The organism is Microbacterium aerolatum (genome assembly GCF_007988825.1).
Taxonomy (GTDB): Bacteria; Actinomycetota; Actinomycetes; order Actinomycetales; family Microbacteriaceae; genus Microbacterium; species Microbacterium aerolatum.
The window spans coordinates 76948-94333 of sequence record NZ_BJUW01000011.1; the positions used below are offsets into that span (position 1 = coordinate 76948).

Here is a 17386-nt window from a genome sequence, read left to right on the forward strand (position 1 = left end):
GACCGGCGCCCGTACTCCCTGGCCCTCGCATCGCGCAAGCCCCTCCGCGCGGCACGTGCGCACCTCATAGCCTGCTCTCATGGGCCGGGACGACGATCACACCAGCACATACGTCGAGATCGACGGCAGAGAGTACCTTTTGGGGCACGATCAAGACCGAGGCGACGTCATGTCGCGGATCGCGGAAGCGGCGCGATCCGAGCCCGCTTTCGTCGACCTCTCCGATGGTGGCCGCCGAGTCTCCGTCCTCGTCTCGCACCAGTCGAGGGTCGTCATCACGGTACGGCACGACTCGGCGGTACATGCCGAGCACGATCCTCTGGATGCTTCGATCGCCGACTGGGACCTCTAGCTGGACGAAGAAGCGCTCGTCTCACCACTGATGAACCCGCCCACAGCCGCGGCGACCGCGGGAGCGGCTTCTTCAGCCATGTGGTGGCCGCTGTCGATTCCGAAACCGGTGACGGAGTGCGCCCAGTCGCTCCAGATCATCAGCGGATCGCCGTAGAGCGATTCCAGATCATCCCGGAGGGACCAGAGAATCAGCACTGGCGACTCGATCTTCCGTCCCATGCGGCGATCCGCCTCCTCGTGGTCCCGATCGATGCTCAGCCCGGCCCGGTAGTCCTCTAGCATCGACCGCACCACGCTCGGCGTGCGCACGGCATCCATGAGTTCGGCGTGGTTCTCGGCGCCCATCGTCGCCGCGTCGGCCTTGGGCCGGTACCACCCCTCCGGATCGGCGTTGATCACCCGTTCAGGGATCTCCGGCTGCGCGAAGAAGAACCAGTGCCACCATGCCGTGGCGAAGCGGGCGTCGACGCGTCGAAGATGCTCGCTGATCGGGATGCAGTCCATCAGGACGAGCCGGTCCACGGACGCGGGCTGGTCGAGAGCAAGCCGCAGGGCGACGTAGCTTCCGCGATCATGGCCGACGAGGTGGAACCGCTCGTGGCCGAGATGGCGGGCGACAGCCAGGATGTCGTCCGCCATCTCGCGCTTGGACTGCTGGGAATGATCGTCTCGCGGCGATGGGCCGATCGACCTGCCGTATCCGCGCAGATCCGGGCAGATCACCTGATATCCCCGATCGACGAGGAGCGGCGCGACGCGGTGCCATGTCGCGGACGTGCGAGGGTGCCCGTGCAACAGCACCACCGGTGCACCCGCACCTTTGTGCCGCACGAAGATCTGCGCCGTGCCGGTGTCGACGACTGTCGTGGAGAACCCGTCGAACACGGTCACCCGCTACTCGGGATCGGCTACGGCATCCGGTTCGACCTGCGGGCGTCCGATGATGCCGATGCCGACCGCCTCGTGACTGGGCTCTGGCTCCTCCCGCGACGGTGCCTTCGGCTCCTCGCCCGGATCCTTCTCGGTGCTCGGCTCCTTCATCTCCTCGGCATCCGGCATCTGCTCGGCATCGGGAGGCGTCGGCTCGTCCGGGCTCTGATCGGTGGTCTCTGCCGAATCACTCATGGTCTGTTCCTTTCGTCGAGCGGCGATCAGGGGTTCAGGACGACCTTGATGCAGCCGTCCTCCTTGCGCTGGAAGGTCGAGTAGAGGCCCGGTGCGTCCTCGAGCGGAGCGTGATGAGTCGCGAGATCCATGACGCCGATCGGGTCGGCCGGATCCTCCACGAGGGGGAGGAGATCGTCGATCCAGCGCTTCACGTTGCACTGGCCCATGCGCAGGCTCAGCTGCTTGTCGAACATCGTCTTCATCGGGAGGACGTCGGCGTCGCCGGCATAGACGCCGCTGAGCGAGACCGTCCCGCCGCGACGCACGGCATCGATCGCGGCATACACCGCGGTGAGGCGGTCCACTCCCGCCTTGTCGAGTGCCACCCTCGCCACGGCATCCGGCAGCAGCCCGACAGCCTGCTGAGCGAACTTCACACCCGGCGCGCCGTGCGCTTCGAGGCCGACGGCATCCACGACCGAGTCCGCACCGCGTCCCTCCGTGAGATCGCGCAGCTCGTCGACGATCGTGTCCGTGAGGTCATAGGTGAGGATGCCATGACGCTCGGCCATCGCACGACGCTCCGGCACCGGATCCACTGCGAGCACGCGGTATCCGCGGTGCACGCCGATGCGCGACGCGAGCTGTCCCACCGGTCCGAGCCCGAGAACCGCGAGGGTGCCTCCCTCCGGGACCTGTGCATACTCCACGCCCTGCCACGCCGTCGGCAGGATGTCGCTGAGGTATAGATAGCGATCGTCGGGAAGTTCACGTCCCACCCGAACGTGGTTGTAGTCGGCCAGCGGCACGCGAAGATACTCGGCCTGTCCGCCCGGGACCTGACCGTAGAGCTTCGTGTACCCGAAGAGCGCCGCGCCGCTGCCGTACTCGCGCACCTGGGTGGTCTCGCACTGGGACTGCAGACCGCGGCGGCACATGAAGCAGTGGCCGCAGGAGATGTTGAACGGGATGACCACCCGATCTCCGACGGCGAGCTCGGCGACCTCGGAGCCGACCTCCACGACCTCGCCCATGGGCTCGTGGCCGAGGATGTCGCCGCGATCGAGGAACGGTCCCAGCAACTCGTAGAGGTGCAGATCCGAGCCGCAGATCGCCGATGACGTCACGCGGATGATCGCATCCGTCGGCTCCTCGATCCTCGGATCCTCGACCTCGTCGACTCGGACATCGCGCTTTCCCTGCCAGGTGAGTGCCTTCATGCGTTCACCCTCGCTCACACCATCGGCTGACCGAACCGGGTTGACAAACCACGAGCGGTGTCCAAGGACGCGGTGTCAAGGGGAGTGCTGCGGAGGTCGCGACGCGGCACACTCGTCTGGAGAGCGAGGAGAGCACGATGACGGCTGAAGAAACCGCCAAGCCCCACACGCCGATGGCGGTCGAGGGCCGGTCCTGGAAGTTCGCGGTGCGTCGTACGCTGCGTGCGTTCGGAGCCGACCAGTGCACCGACGTCGCTGCAAGCCTGACGTTCTACGCCGTTCTCGCCCTCGTCCCCGCCGCGATGGTCTCCTTCTCGGCACTGAGCCTGCTCGGCCGCGGCGAGGAGACCGGGCGCATCGTGATCGATGTCGTGCACGCCTGGGCGCCGGATGCCTCGACCGCGGCGTTGCAGGATGCCGTCTCGCAGATCGCCGAAGCGCGGTTGTCGGGCATCCTCCTCGTCTTCGCGCTCGCCCTGACCCTGTGGGCGGTCGCGCGCTACGTGGCCGCTCTCGGCCGCGGAATGAACCGCCTCTACGGTGTCGCCGAGGGCCGTATCCTCTGGCGACTCAAGGTAGGGCAGCTCCTGATCGCGCTGGTCATCATCGTGTGCACCGCTCTGGTCGCGGCACTTCTGACCGTCTCCGGTGGCGTCGCCGAAGCCGTCGGAGAGTCGCTGGGCCTCGGGGAGACCGCTCTGTTCGTCTGGCGGATCGTGCGCTGGCCGCTGCTGGCTGCGGTTGTGGTGTTCCTGCTCGCGTTCCTCTACTACTTCGCTCCGAACGTGAAGCCGACAGGCTTCCGCTGGATGAGCCTCGGTGCCGCCGTGGCCCTGGTCGTCCTGCTGCTCGCGTCGCTCGGCTTCTGGCTTTACGTGTCGAACCTCGCGGACTATGACCGCATCTACGGAGCGTTCGCCGGCGTCATCATCTTCGGGTTGTGGCTGTGGATCGCGAACATGGCGATCCTGGTGGGCGCGGAGTTCGACGCGGAGGTGGAGCGCGTGCGACAGCTGCAGGCGGGAATCCCCGCCGAGACCCAGGTGCAGGTACCGCTGCGAGATGCCCGCCGCATCGCGAAGGACGTGCGGCGCGACCGCAAGGAAGAGGCACAGGCCAGGCGGATCCGGCGCTGACGGGCGGTTGTCAAGCCCTGTGCCCGCTGGTGCGGCTGGTCGCTATATTCGCACGATGACCGACGACTCTCAGGCCCCGTCCCGCCTGCGCCGCGCCATCACCGGACCGCTGCTGTTCGCGTTCATCCTCGGTGACGTCCTGGGCGCCGGGATCTACGCGCTGATGGGCGTGCTCTCCGCTGAGGTCGGCGGGATGCTGTGGGCGCCGCTCCTGCTCGCGCTGCTGCTGGCGCTGCTGACCGCTGGATCCTACGCGGAGCTCGTGACGAAGTACCCGCGTGCCGGGGGAGCGGCGGTGTTCGCCGAACGCGCGTTCCACAGCCGCATCGTGTCGTTCCTCGTCGGCTTCAGCATGATGGCCGCCGGAGTCGTCAGTGCCGCCGGACTCGCGATCGCCTTCGCGGGCCAGTACCTGCAGACATTCTTCGCACTGCCGGTGATCCCGGTCGCCATGCTCTTCCTGCTGATCGTGGCGGCGCTCAATGCCCGCGGCATCCGGGAATCGATGGGCGCGAACCTCGTCATGACCGCGATCGAGGTCAGCGGACTGGTGATCGTCATCGTCGTCGTCGCAATGTTCGTCGCCGGCGGTGGCGGCGACGTGTCACGCGTCACCCAGGCTCCGGAGGGGACGAGCGTCGCGGTCGCCGTTCTCGGCGGCGCGATCATCGCCTACTACTCGTTCGTCGGATTCGAGACCTCCGCCAACGTGATCGAGGAGGTGAAGAACCCGACCAAGATGTACCCGAAGGCTCTGTTCGCCGCACTCATCACGGCCGGGGTCGTCTACGTCCTGGTCGGACTCGCCAGCTCGATCGCGCTTCCGCCGGAGGAACTGGAGGATTCCACCGGGCCGCTGCTCGCGGTGGTCGAGGCGACCGGGATCGGCGTTCCCTCGTGGCTGTTCAGCCTGATCGCCCTCATCGCCGTGGCGAATGGCGCGCTCCTGACGATGATCATGGCCAGCCGCCTCGCGTACGGGATGGCCGAGCAGGGGTTGCTGCCCGACGTTCTCGCGCGTGTGCTGCCGCGCCGGAAGACACCGTGGGTCGCGATCGTCGCCACCACTGTCGTCGCGATGCTGCTCACCCTCATCGGTGACCTCGCGACCCTGGCCGAGACCGTCGTCCTGCTGCTGCTTTTCGTGTTCATGAGCGCCAACGTCTCGGTGCTCGTGCTGCGCCGCGACCGGGTGGAGCACGAGCACTTCCGCGTGTGGACGTTCGTTCCAGTGCTCGGCATCGCGTCGTGCATCCTGCTGCTCACCCAGCAGCGTCCGATGGTGTGGCTGTTCGGGGCGATCCTGCTGGCCGTGGGGTTCGTCCTCTACCTGCTCGCGCAGTGGGGACGCCGCCGGAACAAGGACGTCAGCGCGCCGGATCTGCCTCGTCAGGAAGACGATCTGACGGCACGATGACGACATCCTGGACCTTCCAGTCCATGGCGGCGATGCTCTCGGATGCCTGATCGACCTGCTTGAGCGTCACCCGGCGCCTGCGCGGAACGACGAACGCCTCGACATGGAAGACATGCCCCTCATCGCGCATGCGCACAGCGGCGTCGGCCACCCACGGCAACCTCCGCAGCATATGGACGATCTCGGATGCCAGCGGGTGCGGCTCCTTGTTGTCGTAGGTGGTCGCGCGCTGATCCATGAGATCGACGACGGCCGCTTTCGTGTTGCGGAAGCCGTCGAGGATGATGCCGAGCGAGATGAACAGCGCGGCAACGCCGTCGAGCCACCACAGGCCGACGCCGATTCCGAGGACGCCGATGATCGAAGCGGCATTGGTGTGCCAGTCCGCCTTCGCCATGTCGGCGTCGGTGTAGAGCAGCTTGTTGTGCAGCACAGGGGCGAGCTTCTTCTTCGCCGGTCCGTAGATGAACACCGGACCGATGACGATGGGAACCATGACGGCGACCATCAGCCATCCGAGCCAGATCGTCTGCCCGAACAGCTGCACCGTACCGATCGTCGGATGTTCCGCCGCGACCAGACCTGACACCGCTTCGAACGCGAGGTTGAGGCCCACGACGAGCAGGGCGACCCCGGCGACGAGATGTCCGACGCCCATCGCCCGGTGCATCCCGTACGGATGCTTCCTGTCGGGACGGCGGCGCACGAAGATCAGCGCGATGAGGAACGCGACCTGCGGAATGAGGGAGAGCATGTCCTCGATCCACGCCGTGCGCATCGCCTGCGAGTTGCCGACGACGAATGCCACCACGATGATCGTGCAGATTGTGTAGCCGATCGTGAACCACTCCCAGAAGATGGCCTTCTTCAGCGCATCCTTCTGCTCCTGCGGAAGGTCGGCGCGACCGAACTGGTGGATGGCGGTCATGATCCGACCTCCTCGTCGAGGAATGCTTCGAGCTCGGAGAGGAACGCATTCTCGCCGAGAGGCACGAGGAACACGAGGCTGCGCCCGTCGGCGCCCTCGATGCTCTTGTAGCCCCGGGTGACGCCGGCGCGGTCGCTCCACGGGGTCTGATCCGTGAAACCGCCGATCGCCAGATCCAGGTCGCCGGCCTCGAGCCCGCCGACCAGCGTCTCCTCAGCGCCGACGGTCCATTCGATGCGCGCGTCGATCGATGCGGCGAACTCCTCGGTGAGATCGACGAGCGGCCCGGTCGGCTCCGGACCGCTGTCGTTCACAAGGCCCGGCTCGGGCGAGACCCCCACACGCATCGTCCCGCCTGTCACGGAATCCAGCGTGCCGTCCGGGTCGGTCGGCACGGTGAGGCCGCACGCCGAGACGAGCACTGCGACGAATGCGAGCATGACGGCGGCAGCCGTGGCCCTGAGGCGGGCACGCAGATCGCCGCGTTTCCGCGGGGTGATCGTGGTCATGAGAGCAGTGTGCCTCCGCGTCGTCGACGCGGCAACACGCTTGACCCCCGACCCCATCGCGGGTATGGCATTCGGAGCATGAATCCTGGGCTAATCTCCGAGATAGGCACCCGCATCGGAGAAGGAGTGAGCAGGATGCTGTCCACACTGCGCTTCGAGTCGAAAGACGTCACGCGCGTCGAAGAGACCTGGAAGCAGTTCGTCCCGTCGGCGGTGCTCCAGAACGTCGACCCTCAGCGTTTCCGCTTCGAGTGGCGCTCGGCGGAACTCGCGGACATGTCGGTGGTGGAGTACGCGCTCGCCGCAGACATCCGTTCCGTGGTCGAACCGGAGGACCAGCTTCTGGTCTGCCGGGTTGAGTCGGAACACGTCGAGCTCGGTTCCGGGCACGTCGACATCGACGGCAGTCGTCCGTGGTTGACCGAGGGCCGCCAGGTATGGGGGCGGTGGGAGGACGACGCGAAGGTCCGGGCGCTGATCTTCGACCGCGTGGCGGCGCAGACGCTCGCGCGGCGCATGAGCGGGAACGACGCGTATCGCGTCCGGATCACGGGCCTGGCACCGACCGGCCGGAGCGCCGCCGAACAATGGGAGCGATCCTTCGCGTACCTCTCGGCGTCGTTCGCACAGGCGGGGCCCGAGGACGAGCTGATCCTCGCCGGACTTCGACGGCACGCCCTGTGGGTGACGCTCACATCGTTCGAGACCGGATTCCGCGAGGCGCTCGAAGGCGCGGTGCAGCTGCGCCCCGCGACGACAACTCTGCGCAGGGCGATCGACTTCATCGACGAGAACGCACACCACCCCATCACGATCGACGACATCGCGAGCGCCGTGCACATGTCCACGCGGGGGTTGCAGTACGCGTTCCGCCGCTCGCTGGACACGACGCCGGCCGACCAGCTCCGCAGGGCGCGGCTGGACGGCGCTCATCGGGAGCTGCTGCACGGCCGCGCCGAGACGGTCGGCCAGGTCGCGCGGCGCTGGGGTTTCGCGCATCCCTCCCGGTTCGCCGCTGCCTACCGGCTGGCGTACGGCGTCGCGCCGTCCGCGACTCTGCGTCGCGGAAGGGATGACTGAGCGCGCACTGGTTGTGCGCAGGATGCACCCGCATCGCGCCCAGGTCGGTGCCCTCGGTTCTGGTCGATTAGATTCATGAGTGGCGCAGGGCCCCTTCGGGCCGGCAGATGTGCAGCGCCGTTGGACTGTGAGGAGAGCCACGAGACATGGGGAGCCTCTACTACGGCGATTCCGCCGAACCGATCAACATCGAGGACCGCGCGCTGGCGCATCTCAAGATCGTCATCGCGACCAAGTTGCGGCGCAACGAGAGCTTCACGCTCTCATGGCGTCACCCGGATGCCGACGACAGCGGCCGCAGCACGATCTGGCTGCACCCGTCGATCCCGCTGCGCTTCGTCTTCGATTCGCCCGAGGCGCCGGCGATCAGTCGACAGTGGGTCGAGGACCTGGCGAACTCCGCGAGCTCCAGCGGGGGAGTGACGCTCGTCGACGAGCACGTCGAAGCGGCTACGGCCTAGGTTTACCCGGACCCACCCCGGGCTCGTCGTTCATCTCCGAGGTGTCGGGGATCTCGGCGTCGTCATCGGGGTCGATGCGCACGGCATCCGCCGAGCCCGAGTCCGCGCCGGCCCGCCCTGCGGGCACCTGCTCGGTCTCCTGATTCTCGTCGGTGTCGTCGGCCGGTGCTTTGTCGACCCCGGGAGGGCGCATGCCCTGATCCTCGATGCCGCTCACAGCGTGTCTCCGTCGCTGTCCGCGCCGGAGGCCAGCCGGTCCGCGTCCGCGCTGTCGATCTGAGCGTCATCGACGTCGGGATCCACGGTGCGCTCGCCATCCTCTTCCACGGTCGGATCGATTCCGGGCTCGGCGGTGCCGTCTGCTGCGACGCGATCGTCGTCGGGAAGCGGCACGGGGGGAATGAGTGGATTCGACATGGCTCAACCTTTCGTCGTTTCCGGGATGCTAAGGCGCAGCGCCCCGAAACTCAGACCCGGTTGACCTCGCCGATGGCGCGGGTTATAGGGTTCTCGACTTCTAGACTGAGCGCGTGGATCTGATCGACACTTTCGCCCTGGTGGGGGAGGTCGTGTCGTGGATCGGACTGGGATTCGGCATCCCGCTCCTCGTCATCGCCGGCATGATCGCGCTCGCGGAAGGCCGCTGGGATCGTGTCGACATCGCGGTCATCGAGCGCGCAGACGAGACGATCGTGCGCTGGTTCGCCGGCGGCGACTTCCATGAGCGGCCGCTTGCACCTCGCGAAGACATCGGGGACGGCTGGCATCGAGGATACGTGAGCGCCCGCAACCCGGGTCACGCCCGCGTGAATCCTCCGGTGCTGCGCAGGCTCTTCACCACCCTCGGCGTTGTCTTCGCCGGGATCGGCGCCATCGGGTTCGTCGTATCGATGATCCCCGCGTTCGTCTGACCGGCGGCGCCCCTGTCGCTCAGCGCTCGCCGCGCCCCAGCTTCGACGGCCACCAGATCGCCCGGCCTATGTCGTACGACAGGGCGGGAACCAGCAGCGACCTCACGATGAAGGTGTCCAGCAGCACGCCGAAGGCGACGATGAACGCCAGCTGCACGAGGAACAGGATCGGAATCACCGACAGCGCCGCGAAAGTGGCTGCGAGCACGAGGCCGGCCGAGGTGATCACACCGCCCGTGACGGAGAGACCACGCAGGATGCCCTGACGGGTGCCGTGCTTGAGCGACTCCTCGCGCACCCGCGTCATCAGGAAGATGTTGTAATCGATGCCGAGCGCGACGAGGAACACGAAGCCGTAGAGCGGCACTGCCGGGTCGGCGCCGGGGAAGTCGAAGATCCCGTTGAACACCAGCGCGGAGACTCCCATCGCGGTGCCGAAGGACAGCACGGTCGTCAGGATCAGCAGCACCGGTGCGAGGACCGAGCGCAGCAGCAGCATCAGGATCACCAGGATGACGGCGAGGATGATCGGGATGATCAGGTTCCTGTCGTGGATGGACGCATCGTTCGTGTCCACCGACGTCGCCGTCACCCCGCCCACCAGGGCGTCGAGGTCGGCCAGGTCCGTGCGCAGATCGCGCACCGTCGTGGCCGCCGCATCGGAATCCGCGGCATCCGTCAGCGTGCCCTGCAGCATGACGTCGCCGTCGACGACCGTCGGCTCGGGCGCCGGCGTTCCCGGAGGGCCGAACGCGGCGATGCCGTCCGCTGTCACGCTCGCCGTGCCACTCGGGGAATCAGCCGCGGTGACAGCCACGGAGTCGATCCCGTCGTTGTCGAGGAGCACGTCGGCAGCATCCTGCAGCGCGTCCTCGGCGACGACGACGTACACCGGGCTGCCCGAACCGCCGGGGAAGTGCTCGCCCAGCGCCACCTGGCCGTCCCGTGCCGCCGATTCGCCGAGCACCAGATCGGACTGCGGGACGCCGGACGCGTTGAGCTGTGTGGCCCCCGCCGCGCCTGCGACCAGCACGAGCGTGGTCACGATCCAGATCAGACGCGGGCGGCGCTTGATGCCGGACGCGAGACGCGCCCAGAGCCCCTTGATCGCCATGCCGTTCTCGGCCTCGACGGCTTCCGGCTCGTACTTCGGACGCCGCGGCCAGAACACCGCGCGACCGAACGCGAACAGCAGCGCCGGCAGCAGCGTGAGCGCTGAGAGCATGGCGAAGATGATGCCGATGGATGCCACCGGTCCGAGCGTGCTGTTGGATTTCAGGTCGCTCAGCAGGAGGCAGAGAAGGCCGGCGATCACTGTGCCGCCGGAAGCGGCGATCGGTTCGATCGACCCCTTCCACGAGGCCATGATCGCGGCACCCTTGTCCTTGGTGGAGCGCAGTTCCTCTCGGAACCTCGCGACGAACAGCAGGGAGTAGTCCGTCGCCGCGCCGATCACCAGGATGAACAGGATGCCCTGGGTCTGGCCGCTCAGCAGCAGGATCTCCCACTTCGCCAGCCACCACACGACCAGCAGTGCGACGCACAGTGCGAACATGCTCGTGGACAGGACCACGATCGGCAGCAGCAACGACCGGTAAACCAGGATGAGGATCAGGAAAACGGCGAGCAGAGCGACGCCGAGCAGCAGCCCATCGATTCCCGCGAAGCCGGCCACCAGGTCGGCCGAGAACCCGGCGGGTCCGGTGACGTACACGGTCACACCAGAGGGGGCGGCGTCGCGCAGTTCGTCATCCAGGGCGGCGACGGCGTCGCCGAGGTCGGCATCGCTCGAGATCGGGACGAAGGCCTGCACGGCTCGCCCGTCCTCGGAGGGGATCGCGGGGGACACCTCGTCTGCGATTCCCTCGACGTCCACGGTCCCGGCGATCGCATCGTCGATCGCTGCGAGCTGCTCCTCATCGAGCTCGGCGTCGCCGACGAAGACGACGATGGCCGGAATCGCGTCGGAGTCGTTGAACTCGCCGAGCAGTTCTTGAACCTTGGTCGCATCGGCCGATGACGGCAGGTAGCTGGTTTGGTCGTTGGAGGAGACCTCGCCGACCTTGCCGAACAGGGGGCCGCCGAGGCCCGCGCCGACGAGCCAGGCGATGATGAGGACGGCGGGGATGAGCACACGAGCCCAGGATCGGCGACGCACGCGCACACGGGTTTCGGAAGTGCTCTTCGACATGTGTTCCCTCGTTTATCTAGCCAGGCTAGATGAAACCCTAGCATGAAGTATTAGTAGGAGTAGCATCGTCAGCATGCCCGAAGTCCCCTCGGATCCTGAGCCCCTTGACGGCGGCGCGCAGCACCCGTTCTCGTCAGGATCGGCGATCTATGACGTGGATGTCAGCGACCCCGATGGCGAGCTCATCGACCGCGGTTCGCTGGCGGCATCGGATATCCGTCAGATCAGCGCGCTCATGCGAGCGATGGGCGGGATGCGGGATGCCGAGCAGAAGCTCTCGGAAGCGTCGCTGCGCTATATGAAGCTCAATCAGACCGACATGCGCGCGCTGCACTTCCTCATCGCGTGCGAGAACAGCGGGGCGGTCGCGACTCCGGGGGCGATCACCGCCCACCTCGGCATCTCCACGGCATCCACCACGAAGCTCCTGGACCGCCTCGAACGCGGCGGCCACATCACAAGGTCCCCGCACCCGTCTGATCGACGGGCGCTCGCGATCGCCATCACGCCGACCACGCGGCGGTCGGCGATCGAGACGGTAGGGCGTCAGCACGCCCGCAGGTTCACCGCTGCGGCACGGCTGTCGCCGGCGGAGCGCGAGATCGTCATCCGGTTCCTCGCCGACGTCACGACGGAGATCGCCATCGGCGATGAACCGTGGGCGAACTCCGAAGACGAGTGATCTGAGTCAGTGCGCGGCGCGATAGGCCTCGACGACGGTCGCCGGAATACGACCGCGCTCTGAGACCTTGTGGCCGTTCTCATTGGCCCATTCGCGGATCGCCGCGGTCTCGGGAGAAGAAGCGGAGCGCTTTCGCGATGATCCGCCGCGGGCGGGCGAAGCGGAGGCGCGCCGGGCCCCCGCGATGTAAGGCTCGAGCGCCTTTCGGAATGCATCTGCATTCTCGGTGGTCAGGTCGATTTCGTACGCGGTGCTGTTCAGAGAGAAATGAACGGTCTCTCCCTCACCGATTCCGAGAATCGTTCCGTCGATGTCATCAACCAGCTGGTGCACAATTCGTCGGGCCATTCCGCCAGCATACGCATTCCGGCGGCAATCATCACGTAATAGCGTGAAGGCTGCCGGCGGGAATTCAGGGGAGAATTCCCCAGCGCCGTGCGCGTGCGACGGCCGCGTGCCTGGTCGATGCATCCAGCTTCGCCATGGCGGTTCCGAGATAGGCCTTCACTGTTCCCTCGCGCAGGCCGAGCCTGGAGGCGATTTCGGCATTGGTACTGCCGAGGGCGGCGCACGAGAGCACATCCAGTTCCCGCGGGGACAGGCGGATCGTGGGGTTCGGCCGCGTGATCGGGCCGGTCGCGGGCTCTGGGACGTCGCCGGCGAATGCGAGAAGACGCCGTTCGAGCTGACCGAGCCGCGTCCGCAGCTGGGAGTCGGTGATCTCGGCGGAGATGCTGCGCAGCTCGGCGAAGCTCTCTCGCAGGTCCTCGCGGTCTGCGGGCGTGACCGACTGCGCCTGGGGGGCGAGCGCGCGCATCCGGCGCGCGACCTCGTCGCGGATCCGCAATTCGGATGCGACGGCCTCCGCGACGGCCATCGCCGGTGCAGTGGTCACGCCTCCGACCGGAGCCTCCTGCCATGCGCCGGCGTAGATTACGCCTCGGGAGCGGCCCTCGACAATGATCGGCAACGCCAGCAGCGTGCGCAGTCCCTCGCCGAGGACGAAGCCGTCGTAGTCGTGCGTGATGTGCTGCGAGGAGCCGTAATCGCTCGTCATGCGGGGGCGCAGCTCGGTCATCGCCCGGCCGCCCAGGCCGCGGTCGGGCCGGACCTTGAGTCCCTCGATGCTGCGGGTGCGCGCACCGATGATGCTGGTGACCGAGACGGCGCCGTCCTCGAACAGGCCACCGAACGCCACCGGAAAGCGGGTGCGCTGAGCCAACTCGCGCACTGCCTGTGCGACGAGGTCAGCGTCCGGGTCAAGCGCGATCGTTGGGCTCCTCGGGTACCTACTTTCGGGGGTGATGGCAACGTCCCCCGTTTCGTAGCGTCGACCCTACCACTCGCGCGGCCCCCGTCGCGTGGGGATCCCACATGAGGCAAGGAGGCCCCATGACTGACCGAATCACCGATGAATCGGCGGGTGCAATCGACTACGTCGCGGTCGAAGAATCCGCACGATTCCAAACGCTGAAGAGAACACAGCGCTCGTTCATCTTCCCTTTGGCCGCGCTGTTCCTGATCTGGTATTTCGTCTATGTCCTGCTCGGCGCCTATGCGACCGAATTCATGGGCCAGCGCGTATGGGGTGACATCACCGTCGGGCTTCTGCTCGGGCTCGGACAATTCGTCACCACTTTCGCGATCACGATGGCGTATGTGGCTTTCGCGAACCGAAAGCTCGATCCGAAGGCGCAGGAGATCCGTGAAGAACTCGAGAAGGTGCAGGCAGGCGCATGAATGTCGTTCACATGGCCGCAGCGCCCGCCGGTGAGAACAATCCGGTCCTGAACATCTCGATCTTCGCGGCATTCGTCGCGGTGACGCTGTTCATCGTGATCCGCGCCAGCCGCAACAACAAGACGGCGGCCGATTACTACGCGGCAGGACGTTCGTTCACCGGTCCGCAGAACGGCTTCGCCATTGCCGGCGATTACCTGTCGGCGGCATCGTTCCTCGGAATCTGCGGTGCCATCGCGGTCAACGGATATGACGGATTCCTCTACTCGATCGGGTTCCTCGTCGCGTGGCTGGTCGCCCTGCTGCTGGTCGCGGAGCTGATGCGCAACACCGGCAAGTTCACGATGGCCGATGTGCTGTCGTTCCGATTGAAGCAGCGCCCTGTCCGGATGGCGGCAGCCATCACGACCCTGGCCGTCTGCTTCTTCTACCTGCTCGCGCAGATGGCCGGCGCCGGTGGTCTGGTCTCGCTGCTGATGGGCATCGACGGCCGCATCGGCCAGTCGATCGTCATCGCCGTGGTCGGCGTCCTGATGATCGTCTACGTCCTGATCGGCGGGATGAAGGGCACCACCTGGGTACAGATCGTGAAGGCGTTCCTGCTCATCGGCGGCGCCATCGTGATGACGATCTGGGTGCTGGCGATCAACGGGTTCAACCTGAACACGCTGCTCGAGTCCGCCGTCGAGGCCTCCCCGCAGGGCGAGGCGATCCTCGCACCGGGACTCCAGTACGGAGCCAACCCGCTGGACTTCGTGTCTCTGGGGCTGGCGCTGGTGCTCGGAACGGCGGGTCTGCCGCACGTGCTGATGCGCTTCTACACCGTGCCGACGGCCAAGGAAGCACGCCGCTCGGTGGTGTGGGCGATCTGGCTGATCGGCGGGTTCTACCTGCTCACCCTGGTGCTCGGCTACGGCGCGGGTGCGCTCGTCGGCCCAGAGGTGATCCAGGCGGCACCCGGAGGCGTGAACTCCGCCGCACCGCTGCTGGCGCAGTATCTCGGCGGTCCGCTGCTGCTCGGGTTCATCTCGGCGGTCGCATTCGCCACGATCCTGGCCGTCGTGGCTGGGCTCACGATCACGGCTGCAGCATCGTTCGCACACGACATCTATGCGAACGTCATCCAGAAGGGCCGCAAGAAGGCAGACGGGTCGCCGGTGGATGCCGACCCCAACGCCGAGGTGAAGGTCGCGCGCCGCACGGTGATCGTGATCGGCATCCTGGCGATCGTCGGCGGCATCGGCGCGCAGGGCCAGAACATCGCGTTCCTGGTCGCGCTCGCCTTCGCCGTGGCGGCGTCGGCGAACCTGCCGACGATCCTGTACTCGCTCTTCTGGCGCCGGTTCAACACCCGCGGTGCGGTGTGGAGCATGTACGGCGGGCTGGCTTCGGCGATCATCCTGATCGTGCTGTCGCCGGTGTTCTCGGGTTCGGAGACCTCCATGATCCCGACGATCGACATCGCGATCTGGCCGCTGAACAACCCCGGCATCGTCTCGATCCCGCTCGGGTTCATCCTGGGATGGCTGGGAACGATCACCAGCCGTGCGGCGGAATCGCGACAGCTCGCCGCCGAGATGGAGGTGCGCTCGCTCACCGGGTTCGGAGCCGAGAAGGCGGTCGAGCACTGAGCGAGGCGAAGATCGCTCCCTTGATCGGGGTGATGATCGCTCCCTGAGCCTGTCGAAGGGCACGAGGACCCCGGCGGCCCACTCGCCGGGGTCCTCGTCGTCTATGTCGCCGCGACGCGCTTCGCGGGGTCCTTCTCGAGGTCGAGCAGGTATCGCTTGTGCTCCGGGTGCGCCCCGTACTGACCCGGGGTGCCGTCCGAACGCACCACGCGGTGCACGGGCACGATGATCGAGAACGGTGTCAGCCGGCACGCGGTGCCCACGGCGCGCGCGGCCCCTGGACTCCCCGCGAGCACGGCCACCTCGCCGTAGCTCATCGTCTCGCCCCATTCGATCGTGGTGATGGCCTGCAGCGCCGACCGGTGGAAGCCCTCCACCAGTCGCCAGTCGAGACTCAGATGGTCGGCGAAGCGCACGGGCACGCCGGCGAAGTAGTCGTCCAGAAGGTGCGCGAGCTCATCGGCGGCTCCCGGATCGGCGAGCGGCACCTCGTGCAGTCGCGCCGAGATGTCCTCGAGCAGCCACGGCACCGAAGGGTCGGCCGATTCGGACAGGTCGAGGCGGACGATGCCTTCGTCGGAGAACACCACCAGCGCATCGCCGAAGGGCGTGGGTGCGAAGTCGTAGCGGAATGTCATGAGTCCATCCTGGAACCTCTGCGGATCGCGCGAACGCCGGGAATCCACGAGTGGGGGAGAAGCCGCGAAACGCCCGCCGATGTGCAGGAAAAGTGGGCCAATCCCGTGAAACCCGCCCAGGATACAGGGTGGGCGGTTGTCCGGAGCCTAGTCTGTGTATGTGTGGCGACGTGAAGACAAAGCTGCGGATGCCGCAGCAGCGGAAGCCGCGATGACGCTCGATGATCGGCAGGACGATCCCGGCGCCGTCGTCGTGGCACACATCGCCGACGCCGAGCGCACTCGTCTGCGCGCCGAAGCCGCCGATCTGGGCGGCCGTTCGCCGCTGGTGACCTACCGCGACACCGTCGAGGGCGGCATCGACATCTCCAAGGCGCACCCCGGGAGCCTGCCGCAGTTCATCACCGGCAAGTCGACACTGCTGTCGAATCTGTTCCGTGACGAGGTGGGCCTTCGCACCGCACGCCTGGCGGCAGAACGCATCACCGCGAAGAACACCGAACTGCGCACAGTGCGCGGCATCGACGCCGTCCACCTCGCGGTCGGACTCGCCGGCTGGCGCATCGGCGGCGCAGACTTCGCCGCTCCCGTGCTGCTGCGTCCGCTCGCGATCCGGCGGCATCACACCGACTACGAACTGAAGCTGCACGGCGCGTTCGTGGTGAACCCCGAGCTCGTGCGCGTGGCCAGGGAGCACTTCGGGATCACGATCGACGCCGAGGCCCTGGCATCCCTCGCCTACGACGGCGGCATCTTCAAACCGCAGCCGGTCATCGACCGCCTGCGTGCGGCGACCCAGTCCATCGACACGTTCGCTGTGCTCCCCAGGCTGGTCGTCTCGACGTTCGCCGACGTCGGCGCCTCGATGGCCCGCGACAGCAGCACTCTCGACCACCAGCTGCTCAACGCCCTCGCCGGCCACGCCGCCGACCGCGAGCAGGTCACGGCGGCGCGCGCGCAGCCGCCCGTCACCAGCCCGGACGACCGTGCCCCGGCATCCGACACGCTGCTGCTCGACGCCGACGCGGAGCAGGAATCCGTGCTCGCGCGCATCTCGGCCGGGCATTCTGTCGTCGTCGCGACGCTGCCGGGAACCGGCGGGACGCAGACGGTGATCAACGCTCTCGGCGAGCTGGTGCGTGCCGGAAAGCGCGTGCTGGTGGTCTCGGCGCGGCGCTCGACTCTGGAGGGCGTCCGTCACCGCCTCAGCGGCATCGGCCTCGACAGTCTGGCGGTCTCGCCGGGCAGCATCCGTCGCGATCTCGTGCGCGCCATCGGCCGCAACGAGAAGGCGACCGCGCCGAAGATCAGCGATGTCGACGACGCACTCGTGCGCCTGCGCAGCGTGCTCATCGACTACCGCAAGGCGCTCACGGCACCC

21 protein-coding genes are annotated in these 17386 nt (G+C 67.1%); 10 read left to right on the plus strand and 11 right to left on the minus strand.

The window, feature by feature from the left end; all coding sequences use genetic code 11:
• The first annotated feature begins 79 nt into the window (after positions 1-79).
• Entirely contained in the window at positions 80-352 is a 273-nt protein-coding gene (locus MAE01_RS12175) for a hypothetical protein (protein WP_147039828.1), read from the plus strand.
• On the opposite strand, the gene MAE01_RS12180 is transcribed toward MAE01_RS12175, so the two are convergent.
• From MAE01_RS12180 to MAE01_RS12190, 3 genes are read right to left on the minus strand one after another with little or no spacing between them, the layout of a single operon-like run.
• Positions 349-1245: an alpha/beta hydrolase gene (locus MAE01_RS12180; RefSeq protein WP_229718280.1), complete on the minus strand. Its 897-nt coding sequence runs from the start codon at positions 1243-1245 to the stop codon at positions 349-351. The genes MAE01_RS12175 and MAE01_RS12180 overlap by 4 nt on opposite strands.
• A 3-nt stretch (positions 1246-1248) precedes the next feature.
• Complete coding sequence (locus MAE01_RS12185; RefSeq protein WP_147039829.1) at positions 1249-1479, minus strand: hypothetical protein; 231 nt, start codon at positions 1477-1479, stop codon at positions 1249-1251.
• A gap of 26 nt (positions 1480-1505) precedes the next feature.
• Complete coding sequence (locus MAE01_RS12190) at positions 1506-2681, minus strand: zinc-dependent alcohol dehydrogenase (protein WP_147039830.1); 1176 nt, start codon at positions 2679-2681, stop codon at positions 1506-1508.
• Positions 2682-2818: 137 nt separating this feature from the next.
• Between MAE01_RS12190 and MAE01_RS12195 the strand changes: the two genes are divergently transcribed.
• Complete coding sequence (locus MAE01_RS12195; RefSeq protein WP_147039831.1) at positions 2819-3817, plus strand: YihY/virulence factor BrkB family protein; 999 nt, start codon at positions 2819-2821, stop codon at positions 3815-3817.
• 55 nt (positions 3818-3872) lie between these two features.
• Entirely contained in the window at positions 3873-5234 is a 1362-nt protein-coding gene (locus MAE01_RS12200) for an APC family permease (RefSeq protein ID WP_147039832.1), read from the plus strand.
• Here MAE01_RS12200 and MAE01_RS12205 read toward each other — a convergent pair.
• Positions 5185-6162, minus strand: a complete 978-nt coding sequence (locus MAE01_RS12205; RefSeq protein ID WP_147039833.1) for a cation diffusion facilitator family transporter — start codon at positions 6160-6162, stop codon at positions 5185-5187. The two genes, MAE01_RS12200 and MAE01_RS12205, sit on opposite strands and share 50 nt — an antisense overlap.
• Positions 6159-6671, minus strand: a complete 513-nt coding sequence (locus MAE01_RS12210; RefSeq protein WP_307723764.1) for a transglycosylase SLT domain-containing protein — start codon at positions 6669-6671, stop codon at positions 6159-6161. Before MAE01_RS12210 ends, MAE01_RS12205 begins: the two co-directional genes overlap by 4 nt.
• 135 nt (positions 6672-6806) lie before the next feature.
• Between MAE01_RS12210 and MAE01_RS12215 the strand changes: the two genes are divergently transcribed.
• Positions 6807-7751, plus strand: coding sequence for a helix-turn-helix transcriptional regulator (locus tag MAE01_RS12215; RefSeq protein ID WP_229718281.1), 945 nt, complete (start codon positions 6807-6809; stop codon positions 7749-7751).
• Between the two features lie 146 nt (positions 7752-7897).
• A complete protein-coding gene (locus MAE01_RS12220; RefSeq protein WP_147039834.1) occupies positions 7898-8212 on the plus strand; it encodes a DUF7882 family protein in 315 nt (104 codons plus the stop codon).
• Here the strand turns inward: MAE01_RS12220 and MAE01_RS12225 are convergent.
• Both MAE01_RS12225 and MAE01_RS12230 read right to left on the minus strand, forming a co-directional pair.
• Complete coding sequence (locus tag MAE01_RS12225) at positions 8202-8405, minus strand: hypothetical protein (RefSeq protein ID WP_147039835.1); 204 nt, start codon at positions 8403-8405, stop codon at positions 8202-8204. The two genes, MAE01_RS12220 and MAE01_RS12225, sit on opposite strands and share 11 nt — an antisense overlap.
• A gap of 20 nt (positions 8406-8425) precedes the next feature.
• Entirely contained in the window at positions 8426-8629 is a 204-nt protein-coding gene (locus MAE01_RS12230; RefSeq protein ID WP_147039836.1) for a hypothetical protein, read from the minus strand.
• Between the two features lie 113 nt (positions 8630-8742).
• Between MAE01_RS12230 and MAE01_RS12235 the strand changes: the two genes are divergently transcribed.
• Complete coding sequence (locus MAE01_RS12235) at positions 8743-9123, plus strand: hypothetical protein (RefSeq protein WP_147039837.1); 381 nt, start codon at positions 8743-8745, stop codon at positions 9121-9123.
• Positions 9124-9142: 19 nt separating this feature from the next.
• Here the strand turns inward: MAE01_RS12235 and MAE01_RS12240 are convergent, their stop codons facing one another.
• On the minus strand, positions 9143-11314 hold the full coding sequence (locus tag MAE01_RS12240; protein WP_147039838.1) for an MMPL family transporter: 2172 nt from the start codon (positions 11312-11314) through the stop codon (positions 9143-9145).
• A 73-nt stretch (positions 11315-11387) separates the two neighbouring features.
• Here MAE01_RS12240 and MAE01_RS12245 point away from each other — a divergent pair, with 73 nt between their 5' ends.
• Complete coding sequence (locus MAE01_RS12245) at positions 11388-11996, plus strand: MarR family winged helix-turn-helix transcriptional regulator (protein WP_147039839.1); 609 nt, start codon at positions 11388-11390, stop codon at positions 11994-11996.
• A 6-nt stretch (positions 11997-12002) separates the two neighbouring features.
• Here MAE01_RS12245 and MAE01_RS12250 read toward each other — a convergent pair whose 3' ends face one another.
• Together MAE01_RS12250 and MAE01_RS12255 are read right to left on the minus strand one after the other, a co-directional pair.
• Positions 12003-12344, minus strand: a complete 342-nt coding sequence (locus tag MAE01_RS12250; protein ID WP_147039853.1) for a histone-like nucleoid-structuring protein Lsr2 — start codon at positions 12342-12344, stop codon at positions 12003-12005.
• A 64-nt stretch (positions 12345-12408) separates the two neighbouring features.
• A complete protein-coding gene (locus MAE01_RS12255) occupies positions 12409-13227 on the minus strand; it encodes a LuxR C-terminal-related transcriptional regulator (RefSeq protein WP_307723766.1) in 819 nt (272 codons plus the stop codon).
• A gap of 161 nt (positions 13228-13388) precedes the next feature.
• Between MAE01_RS12255 and MAE01_RS12260 the strand changes: the two genes are divergently transcribed.
• Positions 13389-13736: a DUF485 domain-containing protein gene (locus MAE01_RS12260; protein ID WP_147039854.1), complete on the plus strand. Its 348-nt coding sequence runs from the start codon at positions 13389-13391 to the stop codon at positions 13734-13736.
• On the plus strand, positions 13733-15367 hold the full coding sequence (locus MAE01_RS12265) for a monocarboxylic acid transporter (protein ID WP_147039841.1): 1635 nt from the start codon (positions 13733-13735) through the stop codon (positions 15365-15367). The genes MAE01_RS12260 and MAE01_RS12265 overlap by 4 nt, the downstream gene beginning before the upstream one ends.
• Before the next feature lie 101 nt (positions 15368-15468).
• On the opposite strand, the gene MAE01_RS12270 is transcribed toward MAE01_RS12265, so the two are convergent.
• Positions 15469-16005 (minus strand): methylated-DNA--[protein]-cysteine S-methyltransferase, encoded by a 537-nt coding sequence (locus tag MAE01_RS12270; RefSeq protein ID WP_147039842.1) that lies wholly within the window; start codon positions 16003-16005, stop codon positions 15469-15471.
• A 211-nt stretch (positions 16006-16216) separates the two neighbouring features.
• Here MAE01_RS12270 and MAE01_RS12275 point away from each other — a divergent pair.
• A partial coding sequence (locus MAE01_RS12275) for a DEAD/DEAH box helicase family protein (RefSeq protein ID WP_503826054.1) occupies positions 16217-17386 on the plus strand: 1170 nt, incomplete at its 3' end.